Raw genomic sequence first — 20,894 nt, forward strand, 5'->3', positions numbered from 1 at the left:
CTTGCGTTGACTTTCAATCTGTCAATTCTTACAGTCTAGTAATCCAGCTTTTACAGCCTAATAATCCAGCGCATTTCAGTCGACACAAAAGCCACCTCAGCCTGCTTCGTCGAAAAGGGGTTTGACTATGAAACGCACGATGGTTGCCGCGAAGTGTCCCGGATCGGTGGAAGGCTCAACCGAGACCAAAGCCCATAAGGTACTGATCATCTCGGTTGTCGCCCTTATCGCGCTCATCACTCCGTCTCTCATGCGCGGTCAGGCGACCGGAAGCTTCTCCGGAAATGTCGTCGACAAATCTGGATCGGGGGTCCCTGGAGCCTCCGTCAGCGCCATATCTCAGGGGACCGGCCAGGCTCGCGACACCAAGACCGACACCGCAGGACACTATCTGATCCCTTTACTCCCGGTCGGCACATACACCGTGCGCGTTGATGCGGCGGGATTTCAAAGTGGCGAATCCAAAGATCTGCGTCTTCAGGTTGACGAAGCCCGCGAGCTCGATTTTTCTGTTTCGCCGCAGACTGTAGTCACCACGGTGGCGGTTTCCGGTGAGGCGGTGGCCGTTGAGACTGCTAATCCCTCTCTCGGCCAGGTCATCACTTCGCAGCAGGTGGCGCAGCTTCCCTTGAATGGGCGCGACTTTGTCCAACTCGCCACCCTTACCGCGGGCGCGACTGCGGAGAGCAACCCGAACAGCTTTTTCACCTCCGGCGCCGACAGCGAAGTGGCCGCTCGCGGATCGTTTTCCTTGTCGGTCGGGGGCTCGCGACCTAACAGCACCGACTGGCTGCTCGACGGCGTCGACAACAACGAGCTAACCGCCGGCGGTATCGGAATTTTCTCTTCGATCGACGATATTCAGGAATTCAAGGTGTTGACCTACACCTACTCGGCTGAATTCGGCACCCGTGCCGGTCCCACTGTCCTCGTCACCACGAAGTCCGGCACCAATGACTTTCACGGCACTCTCTTCGAATTCTTCCGCAACGCCGACCTCGATGCTAAGAGCTACTTTGCCACCCTCCCCGAGAAGTTCAACCTCAACCAGTTCGGCGGCGCAGTCGGTGGCCCAATCCGCAAGAACAAGACCTTCTTCTTCGTCGATGGCGAACAAAAATATCAGCTTCACGGCATCGCCTTCGAGGGACTCGTACCGTCGCTTGCCATGCGCACCGGCGACTTCACCAACGACCCCTTTGGCAACGCGGTCACCGGGCAGGTCGTCAACAACGCGGGTGCCTCAGTTACCGTTCCTGGCATCGTCAATCCAAATCTGATTGGTGCTTCCGCGGATCCGTCCGTCTACCCGAATGTCTACTACCAGTGCGATGGAGCAGGGAACCCCCTCCCCTCGAACCCTGACGGGAGCCAGGCCCAGGGAACTCCCTGCAGCAAGATTCCCGCGGGGCAATTCAACAACATCGGCCAGGCGATGATCAATCTTTACCCTGCTCCCAACGCCAACAACGCCACCTCCGGCTACAACTTCGTCAACGAACCGGTTCGCGAACTCGACGAGACGAAATTCGATGGACGCGTCGACCAGACCTTCTCCGAAAAAGACACGCTCTTCGGCCGTTTTAGCTATGACCAGGCGTTCTCGTATGTTCCCGGCGGCTCGACTCCGCCTGCCTTCGCCTCTGCTAATGCCTTCGGCACCAATCAGCGCATTCGCAATCACGCGCGCAACGCCGCCATCGGTGAAACCCACGTCTTCTCTGCGACCATGGTCAACCAGGCCACCTTCGGCTACAACCGCATCTTCGACTACATCGCCTCGCAAGGAACCGGGAGCTGTGACTCTGCCAACCTTGGCATTCCCGGCGCCAATCTCGGCTGCTCTGGCGGCAACTGCGTTCCCGGCGCCTACAGCTGCGGACTGGTTTCCACTCAGTTTACAAGCGGCTACTGGGCGCTTGGCGACCGCGGCTACGCTCCCTTTCAGGGCGGAACCAACGTCTTTTCCTTCCGTGACTCTCTCGATATCACCCGGAGCAAGCACGACATCCGGACTGGCATCGATTTTCGCCGCAACCAGATGAACGTCGGTACGGAGGCCTTCCAGGACGGATTCTGGCTCATCGGCAACGGCGGCAACTTCAGCGGCCTTACTCTCACCAACTCCGGCGGTGTCCAAAGCGCCAGCATTGGCGGCAATCCAGAGGCAGATTTTCTCCTCGGCATCACCGGTGGGGGCATTCATGATCAGACCTTCGACGGAGCCGTCACCGGCCGCCGCTGGTCCATCTGGCGTCCATTCGTCGAGGACAACTGGAGAGTGACTCCGAACCTCACCCTGAATCTTGGAATCGCCTGGGATCTGACCACGCCGGTCAGCGAAGCTCACGGGCGTCTGGCCAACTATGTTCCAGCGACCGGCAACGTGCTCGTTGCCAACCAGAATGGCGTCAGCTCCTCGGCTGGTGTCAACATGGATCTGACTGCGCTCGAGCCCCGCGTCGGCGCAACCTGGAAATTCTTCGGCAGCGACAAAACCGTCCTCCGCGTCGGCTATGCCTTCTTCCACGACTCCGCCTGGAGCCAGGGAGCGAACGGACTCTGGCAGAACCCGCCCTTCCTTGCTGAGTCCGACAACTTCACCGGTGCAGGCTGCGCCTTTGCCACCTCCTACTGCGCCGCGACACTCGGGGGAACGCCCTCCGGCATCAGCCTCTCCAGTGGCTTTCAAATATTCAACGCGCCGCCCACTCCCGCCACCTTCCAAGGGTCCTTCTATACTCAGCCCACCAACTTCAAACTTGGCCGCGTCCAGCAGTTCAACATGAACATCGAGCAGCAGGCCCCCGGCAATGTAGTCCTCACCATGGGCTATGCCGGCTCCCGTGGCACCCACGTCCTGGTCATCGGCAACAACCTCAACACAGACAGCCCGTCCGCCTGCGGCACCGTCCCCGGTTATACCCTCGGTTGCGCTGCAGGCGGCGCGCCCTATGTGCCCTATACCATCGGCAACGCCATTTTTCTCTTCGGCGATGTAGGCCAGACCGACTATGACTCGCTGCAAGTCAAGGCCGAGACCAGGACTCCCAAATATGGCCTCTACGGACTGCTTGCCTATACCTGGTCTCATACCTTTGACAACGGCTTATCCGATGGCCTCGGTTCGCTCCAGAGCGCTCCCTACTTCCCGCTTCCCAACTGGTCGAAGCTGGATTATGGCTTATCGCAGATCAATCTCAATAACAGTTTCATCGGCAGCGTCATCTACGATCTGCCCTTCGGCCGCGGAAAACACTTCGGCAGCAATTGGAATAACCTCACCAACAGCATCCTGGGCGGCTTTCAAGTGACCGCCATCGAAAGCATCCATTCTGGCTTTCCCGTCCCCTTGATCGACAGCAACAATCAGTCTGGCACCTTTTTTCAGAACGGCGGCAATGGGAACAACTTTGAGCGCCCTAATGAGGTCTACGGCTGCGACCCCTCTTTCGCATCGCACGGCAAGCTGCAGTGGATCAACTCCGCCTGCTTCCCGGCGGCCACTCCAGGCCAGTTGGGAAATGCAGGACGCGTCCCGGCGGTCGGACCCGATTTCGTCAACACCGATTTCTCGGTCATTAAGCAATTTGCGCTGCCCCGCGAAGGCATGGGCTTGAACTTCCGCGCGGAGATCTTCAACCTCTTCAACCACGCCCAGTTCGGTATGCCGGTCAACGACATCAACGCCTCCGGGTTCGGCGCCGTCAACTCCACAGTCAACAACCCCCGCCTCGTGCAACTGGCGCTAAAACTGACCTTCTAAAGATGTCCGTGAGCCACAGTTTATGAGTCGCCGCATAGCTCCTTAGAAGAAAAACTTCGAGGCTGACTTGACCAGATGGGGGTCGGTGCGGGTGGGAGTTGCATGACGCTGCGACAAAAGGAAAGGCGGGCATGTACCAGATGCCCGCCTCAGTGACCAATGCAGCAAGTTACTCGAAGGCTTTATTCCAGTTAGACACCAGGTTATTTACATTCAACGTCCCAATGCCGGTCGCAAAATCCCAGCCGGTTTTGCTGTTATAAGCCTTTTCGTACGCAGTGCTGCTCACTGAGAGCACACCGAACCTCCCCGACGGCCGATAGCAGTTGTAGAGCGCGAAACTGGTGATGCCGGCTCCTATACAGTCCACATCCATATCACCCTCGGTCACATCGTTGAAGGTGCAGGAAGCGTCAATGGCATTGCCGAGAGTTGAATTGCACGAGCTTTTTCCCGTGCCTCCAAACTCCTGCTTCGCTAGCGCATAATAAACGTAATTGGGATTGCCCTGCGGAGTACCCGTCGACTGGTTAACCAGCGCCTGGATGCCCGCGACAATGGGCGACGCAAACGATGTTCCGCCCGCGCTCGACCAGGTTGAGGGATCGCCCGTGCAGGGTGCTCCGCCGGTTCCTTGCGCAGGCTGGCTATAGCAGAACACGTAGTAGTGTCCCCACGCGCCATTCGCTGCAAACAACGAAACATCCGGAATGTCCCGAACACCATCCTTTGGGTTGCCCAACATCCCGGTCTGATAACTAGGTTTCGAATAACCTCGGCATGTTCCGCTATCTGCAGGCGAGGGCATGATCCGACTGGCATCCCCGTAGCCGCAATTACTAGGTCCGCCGCTGCCGCTCGCCGTTGTCAGGAATAGCTCGCCCTCCGTCGAGTTGCAAAAACCATCGTTTCCGTAAGGGACGTTGTAGCCAACCGCATTCGCGATCAGCGTGCTCGCACACGAACTGTTCCATGGGATCTCTGGAATATAAGATTTGGCCGACCCGAAAGTAGAGTTGTCATTCTTCTTCCAGTACTGGGCGTTCGTTCCGGCGAAGCTGTCGCCGAAGTCAGTTCCACCCACGGCAACGTTATAAGCAGTAGAAGCGTAGCCGCTCACCGCGATACCAGCCAGGGCAAACTCTGCGCCCGCATCGCAGGAAGCCGCTCCTTCATCTCCCGCAGCGACAAACACCGAAACACCCTCAGAGGCCGCCTGCTGGTACGCTTCGTTGAACGTCGCATTACCAGCGGCCCCCAGCCCAGCCTCACAATCGCCATAGCTGATGCTCACAATCGCTGGAGGCAGCGGTTCGTTGATCAGCGACTGCAGCGCCAGCAATCCGCCAAATGTCGTCTGCGTATTCGCACACGACGCCAGCACGATCTTCGCGTTGGGAGCAGCCGCGGTCGCGTACTCCGCATCCAGAATCGCTTCGCCGTCGTCGCCGAGCACGTCGCCAGGATCTGTACAGCCGCCCGGATGCACTTGCTTGAAGCTGGCGTGGGTGTACTTCGTTAAACCGAACGTGCTGCGAAACACCTCCCAGTCGCCAGTTGAATAGACATTGGTGTCTTCGATCACCACCACGGTCTGTCCCTCTCCGGTGATCCCGTTCTTGTAGACGGGCTCGAAGTTATAAACAGTATGCAGATCGTCCGGCACAACAATCTGCGTATCGCTGTTCACCGTCAGATCCGGCTTCACCCCGTTCGCCGCAGCAGTCTGTGGAACGACCGCTTTAGAGGCGCCATCGATCCGCGCCCGGGTGATGCCCTTGTTAGCCGCTTTGGGACGAAAGTCGCTCAATGAAGTAATCCCCACCACCACCCCGGCCAGAGCCGCCGGAATTTGCGGATCCTGCATGTTTGAGATGTGCTTGATGCCGCCGGCATTCAACGTGTGAATCTCGGTATGAAACGCGGACTTGACCTGGTCCGCCGTTCCCGAAAAATCGATGACCATCCCACTCTTGGCGACATTGTTCACCTGAAGTCCATGCCCACGGAGCCATTCCGTCACAGCAGCAATATCCGCCGGGTTCGGCCCGTACTGCTGACCGAACTCGTCAGCGGTGAGCCATTCATGAAAATCCGGACTGCCCGGCTTGTACTGCGCGTTGATCTTCTCAGTTAAAGCCGCTTGCCGATCCGCTGGCCGCTTCAGCTGCAACAGCATGTGCTCGAGCACCAGGTCACCGCTCACCGCCCCTCGATCGTTCTGGGCGTTCGCCTCGGGTCGAAGATTGCCGCGCAACGTTAGCAGCTTGCTCTCAAGCACGGGTGAAGTTACAAGCACCTGAGCCGAAGTCGCGCTCTGGGCGAGGGCCGGCGCAATTGCTGTCATCGTTGTTGCGAGAAAGAAGAGTGAAGGAACCGTACATCTCCGCGGATGGATCCAATTCATGAAAGTTCAGCCTCAGTATGAGAATTTGGGTGGAAAGCTGCTTGGGACGTGGAACCATGTAAAGGCGATATCTGAGTGGGTAATGTTGGCGATGGTAACTTCAGTACCCAGAAAAGATCAAGCTGTAGATTACTGCAGTACGCGGGCGCGTACGGTTCTATCCACATTGTCGATCGATTGGCCTTGTTTCTGACCTGCCCCCAAAAAACTGTACCAGTGGTAGCTGGAGTTCTCTCGTAATGTAGACGGGAGATTTTGTATGAAGAAGAGCCGTTACACGGAAGAGCAGATCATCGGGATCTTGAAGCAGCATGAGGCAGGAGTGAAGACGGCGGAGTTGTGCCGGGAGCACGGGATCAGCGCGGCGACGTTCTATGGCTGGAAGTCGAAGTACGGCGGCATGGACGTGAGCGAAGCGCAACGTCTGAAGGCTCTTGAAGACGAGAACCGCCGTCTGAAGCTGCTGGTGGCGGAGTTGAGTCTTCACGGCGAGGCGCTGAAGGGCGTGATCCGAAAAAACGGCTGGAGCTTGCCGGCCTGAGAGAAGCGGTGGCGTACGCTCAGGCCGAGCATGGCTTGAGCGAGCGCACGGCCTGCAAGCTGCTAGGCATGAAGAGGTCAAGCTACCGGTACGAGCCGCGGCCGGACCGCAACGCGGCGTTGCGCGAGGCGTTGGTGAAGCTGGCCCGGCAGAAGCCGCGCTATGGCTACCGGCGGCTGCACGCGGTGTTGAGCCGGTGCGGCCACGAGGTGAACGTGAAGCGGGTCTATCGACTGTATGTGGAAGAGCGACTGATGGTGCGGCGCAAGAGGCGCAAGCGTCTGGTGCGCGATCGCGCGGCCGAGCCGCGGCTGACGGGAGCGAACCAGGAGTGGGCGATGGACTTCATCGTCGATGGGTTGACGACGGGGCGGATGGTGCGCATCCTGAGCGTGGTCGACGTGTACACGCGCGAGTGCCTGGCGCTGGAGGCCGACACCAGCCTCGGCTCAGGGCGCGTGACGCGGGTGCTGGAGCGGCTGATCGAAGAGCGTGGCCGGCCAGAAAATGTGCGCTCGGACAACGTACTAACACAGGAAGGAAAAGCTGGAGAGAAGAGAAGGTCCCTTAGCATCCCGTATGGGATGTGCTTGACGACGACTGTACCTCCAAGTGGCTTCCACGAGCAAGGGCTGAGCGTTCGACCATAGCGACACGAGATCTGCCGAAGAGCGCAGTCTCCACTGTACTCAAAATGAAGTCTCAACCAAGTGAAAGGCCGAATCATTATCTACGAGGTCCTTACGGCCTCGACGGCCCAGGTGAAGCGGCTCTTCCACTTGGTGCCGCTGCCTCATAGAAGCAGCGGAAGTCGGTACCGGTCTTGATGATCCCATGAGCCACGCGAGCCATCTTGGCGGCGACGGCGACATACGCCATACGCTTGCGGTCGGCACTGGCAGGATCACGCCGGAGATATCGTTCGAACTTGTCTCGGAAGCTGTTCTCTCGCAGCCTCACAGCCACAGTGGCGGCCATCCAGAAGGCGCAGCGAAGCCGTGCGTTGCCGTATTTCGACAGCTTGGTCGCTCCTCGAAACTGGCCCGACTGCTGAGTCGAGAGATCGAGGCCACAGAACTTGAGGAACTGACGATGGTGATTGAAGCGGCGCAGGTCGCCGGCTTCGGCCAGGATCGTGAGCGCCAGGATAGGGCCGATGCCTGGCATCTGCTGGAGACGCCTGAAGTCGACGTTTTCCTTCAGGTGAAGCGCAGCTCGTTGTTCCAGTTGATCGCGGAGCTGGCAGAGTCGGATCATCTCGCCGAGTACGACGCGGAACATCGCAACGGCCTCTGAGTCCTCAGCAACGGGGATCCCGATGGAGGACTGGGCCGTGCGGTAAATATCCTCTAGCAGCCGCTGTTTACTTACCTTGCGTCCGACGACCGTCCACGCTTGCTGAACGAAGTCTTCCATCGAGAGGCGTGCAATCAGGGCAGGCGTGGGGAAGACCTGAAGGAACGCGAGAAGCCACTCAGAACGCGTGGCATGATAATACCGCTCTATCTCCGGAAAGTAGAGCGGCAGGTAATGGGTCAAGAGCCGATGCTGGGTCCGGGTCTTCTCAAGAGAGATCTGCGCATAGGTGAGCGACAGCTCCTGAAAGTCATGGATCTGGTTCACGAGCGGGTCATGGTAGTGCTGAGTCACGCCGGTCTTGAGCAGATGGAGCAGGACCTGGGCGTCCTTCGGATCGTTCTTGTCCCAGGAGTTATGCATGGCTTCGCGGGTTCGCGCCACAGCGAGGGACGCGATCAGCTCCAGATGGAAACCCTCGGCCTGCAGAAAGTGCGCCAGCGGCCTATGGTAGTTCCCAGTGGCCTCGAAGACGATGCGCACCGGGTGCTTCAAGCCATGAAGAAAGTCGGCAAACAGTCGGAACTCGACTGCGGTGTTGGGCAGGATCAGGCGCTTGCGGCTCTTCCATCCCGGAGCTTCGATCAGGACATCGTGACGGAGCTTGGCAATATCGATCGCTACCAGAACGGTGGACGGTTGAGTAGGCTGGACAAGGGACATGGTTGGTTCTCTCCTAAAAGTGAAAGTAGGCATACGTTCAGCTTAGGAGACCTACGGCCAGCCATGGCCCAGGAAGTCGGATCTCGGTCGCTACGCTCCCCAAACCTGACTTCCTGCCTTCCTCAACCTCTTCCTTCCAAGTGCTTCGTGTGGTGCTACGGGCCGGAGTTTACCTCGCGGCGCATGCTGGCCTGGTCAGAGGACTGGAAGATCGGGCTGGTGCATATCCAGCCAGGCCGCCCGATGCAAAACGGCCACGTCGAGAGCTTCCACGGACGGTTGCGCGACGAGTGCCTCAACGCAAGCTGGTTCCGGACCTTGAACGATGTGCGCAACACTCTGGCGAGTTGGCGCCAGGAGTATAACTGGGAACGTCCGCACAGTTCGCTGGGCTACCAAACGCCGGAGCAGTTCCGGCAGAGAGCAGGCTATGCAAATGTGGAAGGCCAACCACGCCTCCCACATTTACACAGCCACCACGGCGGCTACGGAGTTTTTCCAAAGCCAAACCTAAACCGAGAATCTCCAGTTATGACTGGTTGAGAAAAACGGGGCAGGTCATTTCCTGCTTTACGGTTCTATCTACAGTGTCGGTTGATTGGCCTTGTTTCCTGCATCGAGGGCTGCTCAATCGATATCCTCGCTTATGAATGACCGGAACGCCTGGACCACCAGCTCTGAGACTTGGTTTTCGCTCCGCTTCGTTATGAGTTCATGTCCCGCTCCCGAAACTGGAAGGAGCCTGGTTCGAGCTTTCACGAGCGTCAACGCCTCGGTCATCTCGGCGATCGAGCCAAAGATGTCCTGTGTACCGTGAACGAACATCCCAGGTTTTTGCAGATCTCCGAAATGCCCGACTCGCAATTCACTCGGCCTTTGCGGCGGATGAAGCGGGTAGGAGAGTAGCAGAAGTCCATCAGCGAGACCGGGCTCGGCCGCGACCAGCATCGACGCCTGCCTCCCTCCGTAGGAGTGACCGCCGAGCAAGACGCGGCCGGATGTCTGCCTGCGTCCGGACGCGATGGCTGCTCGAAGCCCCGCCTGGTCACGCTCCGCACTGCCGCGAGACGGTGGTCCGTGTGGCCGCGATTGCCGGAATGGCAGATCACAGCGAAGCACGATGAACCCCGAAGCGCAAAATGCGCTGGCGAGTGACACGAGAAGTGGAGAATTGCAGTTGGCTCCAGCGCCATGGGTCAGTATCAGACAATCTCCACCCGAACCGGCCGGGAGGTGCAGATATCCTCGCACCGGTATCTCATTCGGTGGCGTATCCAGGAATTCTCGATAGGCGTTGAATTCTCGAGAGTTGTTGATAGCAGCTCCTGCATTCTCGCGGTTGGTGCGCGTCGGCTGAATTATGGACGATCATACTCGTCCAGCTGGAGCGTTCTGCCCGGGCGAGTGGGGGTGGATCGTTGGGTTGACCCGGAAAACGTGGGGAAACGATCTATGGCCGCCTTGGAATAAAGGAGAATGCGGGGGTGTTCCTCCAATGAAAGACCACGTACGCTAAGCTCGACTTCTTTGGAGAGTAACTTAGGTAACCAGGACGGATGCCCCCATGGCGACGGACAGACCAGCAATAGCTTTGGAGCAAATCGGGAGGTACCGCGTCACCGGCGAGCTTGGGCGGGGCGGCATGGGAATTGTCTATCGCGGCGAAGACCACCTGATCGGCAGAGAAGTCGCAATCAAGACGCTGACCGAGGTGACCCCGGAGCTCCGCGAGCGCTTTTACCTTGAGGCCAGGTCGGGAATCCTTAGTCATCCGAATATCGTGACCGTCTATGAGCTGGGCGAGCATGACGGCAACCCCTTCATCGCTATGGAGTTTATCCAGGGTGAGTCTCTGGAGAAGAAGTTGCGCCTGCGGAAGCGCTTGTCCTTGCTGGAGTCGCTTTCGATCGTGGAGCAGCTTTGTGCCGGGCTCGGTTACGCTCATGGCCATGGCGTCGTGCATCGGGATGTGAAGCCCGCGAACGTGCTGGTACAGCCCGATGGACGAGTGACCATCGTCGATTTCGGGATCGCCCGGCTTGCGGACCAGACCCGGCAACTGACGAAGACGGATGCTTTGCTGGGGACATTTCATTACATCGCGCCGGAGCGCCTAAAAGGGGAGGCAAGTGACGGGCGAGCCGATGTGTGGTCGGTCGGGGTCATGCTGTACGAGATGCTGACCGGCGAGTTGCCATTCAAGGGTAAGGATGTTTCTTCTCTCTATCGGGTCATTTACGAGCCCTACGTTCCCATCGGGGATTACGTGCAGGACCTCCCCGAGGGGCTGAGCAACGTGCTCGACAAAGCCCTCGCCAAAGATATTGAGGATCGGTATTCGACCGCAGAGGAGATGGCCTTTGACCTGCAGGTGATTGCCGATGCGCTGAAGCACGACCGAGTGGGCACATTGTTGGAGACCGCGCGCCGGCTGGCCGAAGAGCTCCAGTTTGCAAGCGCACGGACGGTGCTCTTGCAGGCACAGCGTATCGACCCGGGAAATATCGACACCAAGGCGCTGATGAACGATGTGCAGGATCGGCTGAACCATCTGCAGCGTGGCGAGCAGTTGCGGCAAATTCTGGAACAGGCGCAGACCGCTCTCGGGGAGCGGCAATGGGAAGATGCGATCACATTCTTTCAACAGGCGCAGAAGCTGGATACGGAAAACGCGTTTGGCTTGGAAGAGCGGCTGCAAGAAGCGCAGGAACGAAAGCTGCAGCAACTAAAGATTGCCAGACTGTGGGAGCAGGCAAGCGAAGCGCGAAGTCAGGGAGATCTCACCAAGGCCCAGGATTATCTCAGCCAGGCACTACGGATCGATGAGCGCAGCACCGACCTGCGCAACGCATATTCGGTCATCTTGCGCGAGATCAAGCGCAAGCAGCAGGCGCTTCAGGTAGAGGAACTCTTACGTAGCGCTCGAGAGAGCTACAGCGCTCGCAACTATACGGAGACGATTGCACGCTTGCGAGAGGCGGCGCAGATCGATCCTGCGCACACCGAGGTGCAACAACTCCTCTTTACGGCGGCGACCCGGCAGAAAGAGGAACGACGGCAGCAATTGTTAGAAAAGATTGCCGCGGAGATACAGGAGTCGTTGGATCTCGAAGATTTCACCAAGGCTAGAGATCGAGTGTCCCGCGCCCTGGAGACGCTTCCTGGTGAGGGTTTGCTGCTCAGGCTCCAAATAGAGACGGAATCAAAGATACGTGAGTTTGACGTGCAGCAGTCTGTGCGAAAGGCCCAACTGGAAGCGCAGGATCTATTTGCTGACGATCCCGAGCGGGCATTGCAGGCGATCGAGAAAGGACTCGAAGCTGCTCCAGAAAGCGAGACGCTTTTGCAGTCGAAGCAGCGGCTGCAGGAGCACCTGAAAGTGATCGCAACAAACTCGGCCCGCGCAGAGGCACTGGTAGCAGCACACACTGCTTTGGGCTCAAAGGATTACCTGGGGGCTCGCCGCGTTCTTGAGGCTGCGATCCTCGCCCACGGGTTGAGTGAAGAGCTGGAGAATCTGCTCGGAATCACCAAGGCAGAGCAGGCAAAAGATGAAGAAAAACAGGCGGAGATTCGTAGCGCAGCAGAGGCGCGCAAGCTGGTAGAGAGTGCAGTGGCAGCCTGCGATGAGGCACTTGCAGCAGGCGACCTCAAACGCTGTATGCGAGCACTGGACGACGCGGCGAAGCTACAGGGCGAGAGCGGCATCTTGGCCAACGCGCGGAAAGAATGTGAGGCTAAGCGCGAAAGGAAGGCAGCGCAGATGCTGGGCGATGCCATCCAGGCGGCGCAACAGTGCTTGATGCGGAAGTCTCCCAAAGAAGCTCTGGCAGAGCTACGGCGGGTTCAGCCGGTCTTCCCGTTTGCCTCTGCATCCATGCAGAGCGACTTTAACCGGGTGAAGAGCGAATGTGGCGAAACGGCAGTCAAGCCGGAGACCACCAGCCGTCCCCCATCCGGCCTGAAACCGAACCGGGCAACTCGATATTTGCCGGCTTTGGTGATTGTAGCGGCGGCCGTTGCAATTGCCGCAATGTGGCATGCACGGCATCAAGCGGCCACGGTGCAGAAGATTGTGACTGTCGCTCCCGCTCCCACCCTCGCACTGACCGACCTGGAGATCAACGCGACGCCTTGGGCGAAGGTACTGCTCGTCCAGGATGAGGACGGTAAGAACGTCACCCTTCCCAATGGAGATCTGACCACGCCGTTAAGGATCGACGGATTGAAGGTGGGCAAATACAAAGTGACTCTAGCCAATCCGGACGATCAGCAGCAAACGGTTGAGTGTAATGCGACGACTGCCGATCACCTGTGTACCGCCGACCTCGGCGCAACCGACATCCACCAAGTGTTGATTGGAGACCATCCATGAAGATCGCATGGACCTCTTCATTGAGGACCGCTTCATTGTGGACCGCTTCATTGTGGACCGCCTCATTCCTGTTGTCGGCCGCGATTGCCGCTGGACAGACTCAGCAGGCGAGCAAGACAGCCGATCAGCTGCACGAGCTTGCAAACCAAGCGAAGAATTCTGGGGACCTGCAGGGAGAGGCAAATTATCTCTGCCAAGCGGCGGAGCTGGATGGAAAAAAGTACGGGAAGAAATGTGACAAGGCGAAGACCGACCTGGCAAAGACGCTTGCGCAATTTGAAGCAGACCTTGGAATGGGACGCACTGAGTTGCAACGCGGAGACTACCCCGGAGCGTTGCGCGACCTCGGAAAGATCGCGTTTGGTCCCCACAAAGAAGAGGCGCAGGAGCTTATGCAGCGGACGCGAACTCCAAACAACGGTGCGCCCGTCGACCAAATCAGCCAGAAGGCTTTAGCGGAAGCTCGTCAGGATTACGCTCGTGGCGACTTCGATGCAGCAGAGGCGTTGTTGGGCAAGGTAGAGTCGCAGTCGCTACTGCCTGCCGCGAAGCAGTTGCACACCGACATCAGCATATATCGCGCCACGATGAAGGAAGCGGATGCGATGGCTAGCGCCGGCAACTTCAAGGCAGCGGCGGAGAAGTATCAGTTTGCTGCGACTATTCAGCCGAAAGGCCCAGGTCAGCCTCTGGAGCACCTGCGCGAAGTGCAGGCGGAGCAAGCAAAGGCAGACCAGGAGAAGGAAGACGAAGCCAAGGCACACAGGGCGCTCTTGCAGCAGGCGCAAAGTTCCCCGCCAGGGAAAGCGGCTCCCCTTCCAAGGGCCAGCCATCCGCCGAAGGCCAAAAATCCGCCCCATGACGCTCATCAAGACGAAGCGCAGGGCGATCCCGAAACGCTGGAGGATAATTTGACGAAAGGCATCCAAGACTTCTATGACTCGCAGTTCACCCAGGCGGAGGATGCGATCAATGTATATCTCCAGGAAGGCGGTAAGGAACATGTAGGAGTAGCTCATTTTTATCTCGGCGCTTCGTTGTTCTCGCAGGCCGTCCTTGGCGACCCGGCTCATCCGGCAAACGCCGATGCTCTTCGACAGCAGGCGCGAGAGCAATTTGCGCTTGCCAGACAATTTCACTACGCACCCTTGCACACAGCGGTGTCGCCAAAGATTCTTGCGCAATGGACGCAGACCGGCGACCAGCAATGACCGGATCGAGGAGAACTTCTTCTCTGGGATACGCGAACGGATTGTTTCGGATAGAGGCGGCTGGACTTTCCGATGTGGGCCGCAAGCGGTCGAACAATGAAGATAGTTTTGGTTATGATCTCGAAGCCAACATTTTCGTGGTGTGTGATGGAATGGGCGGCATGGCGGCTGGTGAGGTCGCCAGCAGCTTGGCTGTAGAGCAGACTCTACGAACTTACAAAGAGCTCGGCAATCAGGAGATGCAACCGGAAGAGCGCCTGCACTGCGCGATAGCTAGCGCAAACGAAGCAGTCTGGCAAATGGCGCAAGAGCATCTCAAATTGCGTGGAATGGGGTCGACGATTGTCGCGGCCTGTGTGCGTCACAATCAAATCGTCATAGGGAATGTTGGAGACAGCCGCGCCTACTTTCTCAGAGACGGCGGTTGTGTGCAGATCACTGAAGATCACTCCTATAAAATCACTGAAGATCACTCCAAGAAAACTGAGCAGGCGCAACTCGGAGGGGCAGCCCTGGAACCGGGCATGAGCGCTCCACTGCAGCAGTTCATTACCCGCGCAATAGGCGCGGATGCGGTAGTGAAACCTGATTTCTTTGTCGCCGATCTGGCGCAGGGCGATACAGTATTGCTAGCCACAGACGGATTGACTCGATACATGAATGCCGAGCGCATCGCTGGCGAGATCCAGATAGAGGCTGATCTTCAAGAGACCTGCAACGATCTGATCGGCATCGCCCACGCAAATGGCGCCGAAGATAATGTGACCTGCCTTCTGATGCGAGTGTTTTGATGCCGCTAATCTTGTAAGGACAACGCCCTATCCTCACCGGTAAGCCGTTGTCCCGCGGCGCGTTTCCAAGCGTCAATCCCTTGTTCCTGCTTCAGTCCCGTGTTTCTCCTTCAATTCCGTGTTTCTCCTTCAATTCCGTGTTTCTCCTTCATTCATTGATCGATAAATTGAAGCATGGAGCATCTTGAAAACAGGGAACTCTTGTTTCCATATGGCCGCTAGCGGCTTCTATCGATCAGCGCGCCACCTGCGCCACGCAGTGCAATCCAGTAAGAGAGCCGGGAGCGAGGATGGCTGCGGCTGGACCGGAAAGTTCGATCCGCTCTGTCAATGGAATGCTGTTGACAACGATAGGAGTTCCGGATATCTCAAGCGGATATGCCAGGCGCACTGGATTTGACGCCTGCTCCACGCGGCCACGGTCCACAAGATGGAACAACGACCATGGTCCTGAAAACTGAAGCGGCAGGTTGTTACTTCCATAGCTGGCGATGAGCTGCGCCTGAAGCGACGATTGTGCAGTCCAGTTGAATTCCTTGGATACATCGCTGCCCGACAACTTTTGTTCGTCGAGCACCAGGGTGACGCTCTGGATTCCGGGCGACTGCAAAATGTGAGCCGTGAAGCTGAGCGTTGGTGTACTTGCTCCATTCGAAAACAAGGCATTCGAGAGCCCTGCAGTCCGCGTGAAAAACTGCAAGAACTGTGGAGTTGGTTTCACCGTCGCATTTGGAGAAACGACCCATTGATTACCCTGCTGCATCAACAGAGATTTGAGATTCGCATCGTAGAACTGCCATAGCAGGCCAGTGCCAGGCTTGAGGACCGATGTGACTTCCGCCGGCGATGCCTCAATGGAAGAGTTGCGATCAAACGGAAATTTGGAAAGGATGGGAGCGAAGCTTCCGCAGAACGCACGCCCGGCCAGGTTGATTTGCTCCGGAGCTGCTCCACGTACTGACTCTTCAACAGAGCTGATTGGCTCCTGCATGATCTTCACGACCAATTGCTCTACATGCGCGACTGGGTCGACATCAAAGGCCTGCGCCGTCTGGCTCACGGCAGAGTGGGCGCTCACCGCCGCGGCAATGACCGGCTGCGCCGCCGCGGGATTGTTGGCAACGGAGGGATCCTGAGTGAACTGCGATACCGCGCCTTGCAGACCTACCAGCCCATTAATATACGCGTTGTTTCCAGGAGCGATGAGGCGGTCTGACAGATTCGGCGCCACCAGTGCTTGGGTAGGTTGGAACTCGTGCGCTACCGCGTTGTCCGCTACTGCAGTGTTCCGAGAGGCAGTAAAGATCAGGGCCAGCAATGCGGAGTTGGGTGCGGAGAGACTCTGCAGTTTCTCCCGGGCGTCAGTAAGACTGCGATATTTGACCACGGACGCGGAGCGCAGGTACTCCTGCCATTGCGTGGTGAAGTCAGCACGATAGCGGTCCAGCAGTTTCTGCGAGAGAGAATCTTCTTGTACCGAAGGAGATGTCTGGTCTCCGAGCACCCACGATTCTCCAGCGAAGTACCGTTCAGGGTTCCGAATGGCTCCCTGCATAAATGCGAACCCTGCCGCGGTGAATGCGCCGGGGACGATGTGGGTTTCTACGACAGTAGCGGCAGAGCCGGGGAATAGATGGTTGAAATCAATCGCCGGCGCTGCATGAGCCGCCTCCGCAAGCATGTTCTGGTAGATGCGATCGGTACTTCCGAAGCTGTTCAGATATGCACGAGCATGCGTAACCGCTGGGATTGCGGGAGAGATGTCATAGAGCCGGGCTATGCGAAGCTCATCGCTATAGAAGCGAAACTGTTGTTCCGCGAGTTGTAATTGTAAATCGGTTTGAGGGTGCTGGCCGTTCAGCCAGAATCGCACAAGCAGTGGCGGCAGGAAGTCGGCTGTACTGTATTGCGGAAAAGCGGTCGTTATAAGGTAGCCACGCAAAGGATTGTAGGCTGCCAGGTAGTCTGCATCGGCAGGCGCGGAGCCGGGAAGGGCGACGAGAGCATTCGTCAGATTCTGCTGTGTCGTGGCCAGCAGAAGCCAGCGGAACCGCTCGAAGTACAGCTTGCGTGCGGGTGCGATGAGCGAGTCGCCGCGATAAAGTCCCCACCGGAACATCAGAGGCGCGCCGTTCCGTTGGAAGTCTTGCAGTTGCAGCAGAGTGACCCGAAGGCGATCGAGAGCGGCGAGCTGCGATGTTGAGGCAAGAACGGCTGGGGGAGCCTCCGCGGGCAATTCTTGGGCGGCGGCCTCAATATCATGTTCAAGCCTGACATTGTTGAGGTAAGACACGCTCAGGCCGATGATGCAGATGAGCAAAGCAGCCGAGGCGGCCGCGAGACCCGAACGCCGTAAAAGCGAGATGCGCGAATCGGATAAGCTCGTCGTCTCGCGCTCTTCCTTCGCAAGAAAGACGTCATGGAAAAGACGAGGCAAAAAACACCACTGCGCGACTCTTCTGCTGACACTCTGTGGGCCAACCATGCTCGAACTTGCAGACTGGATTTCGCGAAGAGAAAGAATATGGGTTGCATCTACATTATTCTTAGAACGCCGCGGAATCTCCGCGGGCGCACTGATCGCTTGTTCGATAACCTGGGCTCGAACGCCGACGCAATAGAAGCCACGGAGGAAGGGATTGGCATTGAGGTGACTTGGACGGGTGAGTTCTACAAGGTAACTAATGAGGTTATTGCGAAGCTTTTGTAACTCCCGCGGGAATTGATAGATGGATGCAGCATTCGCTAGGCCGGTCTCCCGCGCGAGTATTTCTAAGCGGAATTCACCGAGAGAAAAGAATAATTCATCCAAAGCCGAAGAAATGGCTGCCGACGCGCGCTCGGCGTAGACGCCGTTTGCGGTGTGGTCACGTGGAAGGGAAATGCCAAGCCGCTCTCCTGCCTCCTCATCATTGAGGTTTTGTACATATTCCATGAAACCCGGTACGCGGTCCAGCTTGGTCAATATTACATATACCGGAAGGTCAGATCCCAACTCGCGCGCCAACCGGCGGAGAGTAGCATTGGTCTCCCGACCGAGCACTGGGAGTGCTTCCGCGGCATTCGTTCCAAAGAACGATTCGCTGCTGACGCAGACGATTGCGGCGCGGAGAGGGCGTTTAGCGCCGAATACGGAGCGCAGCAGTCTAGGGTTGGTTCGCCGCCAAAGGGTGTTCCATGCAGGACTATCGCCGTTCAGTGCTTCTCCCGCGTCGACGAAAACCGCGCCTTCGCCGTACCAAAGATTGGCCAGACGCGTTGGGATGACTGCTTCGTCCTGATAGACCTGGCCGGCAAGCAGCTCCGGGTCCACGCCGGACCTCAACACAGTTGTGGTCTTCGCACTGTTAGGGGCGCCGAGTACATAGAGCACCGGGAGAGAATGAAACGATCGAGCACCGGCTGATTGTGCAGCACCGAGACGCTGCTCCGCGGTGCGAAGCAGGGTAGTTATTTCGGAGAAATCCTGAGTGGTTGCAGAGGATGAGCTCTTAGGCGCGCTCCGTGGCCAGAACCAATACGCGCTCGCCGCCCCAACCATGGCAATCCCCGCAATGCCGGTGCGCAGAATGACGAGCGCCATCCCTCCGATGTGAAACATAGGTCCGGCCAGCCATCCGAGGAGGGCCGTCGAGAGAAGCAGAACGAACGGAAGTATATACAAGACGAGGCGACCTCCTAAGAAGCGTTTACGGCAATGTGTTGCAAGGAGCCGGCGCCTGCGGACAGTGAGAAATGGTAGCCAATGAAACCAATCAAGAGCAGGCAGGCGAGTGCCAGGGATGTGTAAAGAAGACAGCTGGTCCACCAGTCGGCCGTTCGCACGGGCATGGCTGGCTTCGGCAGGGAAGCTCCCTGAAATAGACGTGCATCCCCGCGTATTCGCTGAATGCGAGCGCGTGCCTGACGTTGCATCGCGTAGAGCTCTCCACTGTCGCCCAGAGCATAACGGCCGCGATAGCCCAACTGAAGACAAAGGCAATGAAGTTCCAGCACATCGGCGAGATGCGGCGAGTCGCTCTGCTCAAGATAGGCTCGCAGGTTGCGAAAAAAAGTCTCTCCTGCGAGGTGTCCTCCAAAGAGTTCCTCCTGGAGCGGCCGCCGCGCCCATTGTCCAAAGACTGGATCTTGGAGGTTGAGCACACTTTCATCCAACAATGCGACCACGGCGAACACAGCGCCCTGCACTTGCTCGGCGGAGTACCCGAGGCTGCGGGCCGCCTGCATCGGAGTCTGCAGCGATTGCCGAATCTGGGTACGGAAAGTCTCGGCGTTATTCACGGATTGTAGGCGGAAACGCACGCGCACAATCGCAGTGATGACCTCTTGAAAAACCGATGCAAGGTTGGCAGTGCGTGGAGTATTCATGCTGGCTGCTCCAAAATGATGCTAAGCGTGAATTCAGGGTCGTCGATCTCTCCTGGTATGTAGATGCCCACGGACCGCGTCTGCAGAATGTGTTGCCAGCAAGGCCCTGCAGTGTCAATCGCGTAGTATTGCATGTCGACCGACGTGCGAAGGGCCGAAGGGGGAACCGGTAGGTGAGTAAGCGTCATTCCTGGGAGTGCACGCTTCACCAGCTCAGGAACAAATCGTGCAGAGCATACCTTGACAAGACGAGGCACTAAACGCAATTGCTCCGATTCGCCAAGTGCTGTCCGGATACCAAGAACCCAACGGGACCTCCGCAGGCAGCGCTCGTCGGTAACTGGAGCGGTGTGTATGTAGGGGCTCGAAGGACTAAATTCAAGGTCAACAGTATTAGTCGGTACGATGATTTCGAGGTGTCGCTGGATATGAGCGCAGAGCGCGCGAAAACCGGCGCCGGAATTATGATGATCATAGTTCGGCAAGCTCTGCGGATCAGAATCAAGGGCAAACGTGCAGAGTGCGCCTGCGAGGCGAGACAGTTCAACAAAGCAGTCGGCCGGATGAGCGTGGCGCGTGTAGACGAGGTGGCGCAGTGAAGGCAGCGAGCTATGCAGCGCGTGAAGGAACCAATAGCTCGCAATTTCCATAGGAACACTGCCGGTCTTCAGCTGATTGGCAGCGTGAACAGGACGCGCAATAGTCTTGGCTTTTTCCGCGACGATATTGATGATGCGCTTCAGCTGCAGCATAAGCGCATCGCTCGCATTCGTGCGGAGCGAACAGGGAACAAACTCAAGGTCGTAAGTAAATTGGCCGCTTGCGTCGCGGACGATCCGGGCGATCGGGAAAGATAGAAGTTCAGGTGACAATTCTGCTTCCGAAGCAATAAATATATTTTTGTGAGCGAGTTGTACTTCGTACTCGTCTATCCCGTTTGTCTCATCACGCAGGGTCCGCGGAATGCTGGAATAGCGGGGCCGCCGCTGAGGGTCGTCCCAGGACGCATCGTAGCCGTCATTCCTTCGGACCTGTACGGCAAGGTGGAGAATTAACTCGGAGTCGGTAGCCTTTGCAAAGGAAGAGAGCTCACGTATTGCCGGCAACGCATCGGAAGATGGCATATCGAAGGCCAAACCATCCTGAAAGATGCCGGATCCAACAAGCATGGAGACGCTGCCATTTGCGATCGCCTTTGCATCCATTTCGAGATGCAGCAACCCCCATGGCTCTCGCCAGAGGCTCGAGGCGAGGAACGCGATGGAGTCCTCGAAGTACCGGCTTTGAGTTTGAAAGTGGTGCGGCGCCAGATACATGCCTTCAGACCACACCACTCGCGAAAGAAACTTCATAGTAGCTCGCCCACACCGGCTCTGCATTACGCCATCAGCAGGCGCACTCCGCAGTCTCAGCATG

13 protein-coding genes are annotated in these 20,894 nt (G+C 57.7%); 7 read left to right on the forward strand and 6 right to left on the reverse strand.

Annotated features, from left to right (window positions below):
* Positions 1 to 127 precede the first annotated feature (127 nt).
* Positions 128 to 3,766, forward strand: coding sequence for a TonB-dependent receptor (locus tag ACPOL_RS18460; RefSeq protein ID WP_114208360.1), 3,639 nt, complete (start codon positions 128 to 130; stop codon positions 3,764 to 3,766).
* Between the two features lie 169 nt (positions 3,767 to 3,935).
* Here ACPOL_RS18460 and ACPOL_RS18465 read toward each other — a convergent pair whose 3' ends face one another.
* A complete protein-coding gene (locus ACPOL_RS18465) occupies positions 3,936 to 6,113 on the reverse strand; it encodes a S53 family peptidase (protein ID WP_161557433.1) in 2,178 nt (725 codons plus the stop codon).
* A gap of 319 nt (positions 6,114 to 6,432) precedes the next feature.
* Between ACPOL_RS18465 and ACPOL_RS18470 the strand changes: the two genes are divergently transcribed.
* Together ACPOL_RS18470 and ACPOL_RS18475 are read left to right on the forward strand one after the other, a co-directional pair.
* Entirely contained in the window at positions 6,433 to 6,714 is a 282-nt protein-coding gene (locus tag ACPOL_RS18470) for a transposase (protein WP_114205957.1), read from the forward strand.
* A 68-nt stretch (positions 6,715 to 6,782) separates the two neighbouring features.
* Entirely contained in the window at positions 6,783 to 7,364 is a 582-nt protein-coding gene (locus ACPOL_RS18475; RefSeq protein WP_150132899.1) for a DDE-type integrase/transposase/recombinase, read from the forward strand.
* Positions 7,365 to 7,455: 91 nt separating this feature from the next.
* Here the strand turns inward: ACPOL_RS18475 and ACPOL_RS18480 are convergent, their stop codons facing one another.
* Positions 7,456 to 8,733: an IS110 family RNA-guided transposase gene (locus tag ACPOL_RS18480; RefSeq protein WP_114205959.1), complete on the reverse strand. Its 1,278-nt coding sequence runs from the start codon at positions 8,731 to 8,733 to the stop codon at positions 7,456 to 7,458.
* Positions 8,734 to 8,796: 63 nt separating this feature from the next.
* Here ACPOL_RS18480 and ACPOL_RS36365 point away from each other — a divergent pair, with 63 nt between their 5' ends.
* The gene (locus ACPOL_RS36365; protein WP_114208362.1) at positions 8,797 to 9,276 is read left to right on the forward strand and encodes an integrase core domain-containing protein; all 480 of its coding nucleotides are present in this window, start codon (positions 8,797 to 8,799) and stop codon (positions 9,274 to 9,276) included.
* An 84-nt stretch (positions 9,277 to 9,360) separates the two neighbouring features.
* On the opposite strand, the gene ACPOL_RS18490 is transcribed toward ACPOL_RS36365, so the two are convergent.
* Complete coding sequence (locus ACPOL_RS18490) at positions 9,361 to 9,984, reverse strand: alpha/beta hydrolase family protein (RefSeq protein ID WP_236656870.1); 624 nt, start codon at positions 9,982 to 9,984, stop codon at positions 9,361 to 9,363.
* Between the two features lie 313 nt (positions 9,985 to 10,297).
* Between ACPOL_RS18490 and ACPOL_RS18495 the strand changes: the two genes are divergently transcribed.
* Genes ACPOL_RS18495 through ACPOL_RS18505 form a run of 3 tightly spaced genes read left to right on the forward strand, consistent with a single transcriptional unit; the run spans position 10,298 to position 15,110 of the window.
* A complete protein-coding gene (locus tag ACPOL_RS18495; protein ID WP_114208364.1) occupies positions 10,298 to 13,108 on the forward strand; it encodes a serine/threonine protein kinase in 2,811 nt (936 codons plus the stop codon).
* Positions 13,105 to 14,319, forward strand: coding sequence for a hypothetical protein (locus ACPOL_RS18500; protein ID WP_114208365.1), 1,215 nt, complete (start codon positions 13,105 to 13,107; stop codon positions 14,317 to 14,319). The genes ACPOL_RS18495 and ACPOL_RS18500 overlap by 4 nt, the downstream gene beginning before the upstream one ends.
* Positions 14,316 to 15,110, forward strand: coding sequence for a PP2C family protein-serine/threonine phosphatase (locus ACPOL_RS18505; RefSeq protein WP_161557434.1), 795 nt, complete (start codon positions 14,316 to 14,318; stop codon positions 15,108 to 15,110). The genes ACPOL_RS18500 and ACPOL_RS18505 overlap by 4 nt, the downstream gene beginning before the upstream one ends.
* A gap of 235 nt (positions 15,111 to 15,345) precedes the next feature.
* On the opposite strand, the gene ACPOL_RS18510 is transcribed toward ACPOL_RS18505, so the two are convergent.
* Genes ACPOL_RS18510 through tssK form a run of 3 tightly spaced genes read right to left on the reverse strand, consistent with a single transcriptional unit; the run spans position 15,346 to position 20,830 of the window.
* Positions 15,346 to 18,774: an ImcF-related family protein gene (locus ACPOL_RS18510; protein WP_114208367.1), complete on the reverse strand. Its 3,429-nt coding sequence runs from the start codon at positions 18,772 to 18,774 to the stop codon at positions 15,346 to 15,348.
* 14 nt (positions 18,775 to 18,788) lie between these two features.
* Entirely contained in the window at positions 18,789 to 19,478 is a 690-nt protein-coding gene (locus ACPOL_RS18515) for a DotU family type IV/VI secretion system protein (RefSeq protein WP_114208368.1), read from the reverse strand.
* Positions 19,475 to 20,830 carry a type VI secretion system baseplate subunit TssK gene (gene tssK, locus ACPOL_RS18520; protein WP_114208369.1) on the reverse strand — a complete coding sequence of 452 codons (1,356 nt, stop codon included), beginning with the start codon at positions 20,828 to 20,830 and terminating at the stop codon, positions 19,475 to 19,477. The genes ACPOL_RS18515 and tssK overlap by 4 nt, the downstream gene beginning before the upstream one ends.
* Between the last annotated feature and the right edge of the window lie 64 nt (positions 20,831 to 20,894).

The organism is Acidisarcina polymorpha (assembly GCF_003330725.1).
In the GTDB taxonomy this organism is placed as follows: Bacteria; Acidobacteriota; Terriglobia; order Terriglobales; family Acidobacteriaceae; genus Acidisarcina; species Acidisarcina polymorpha.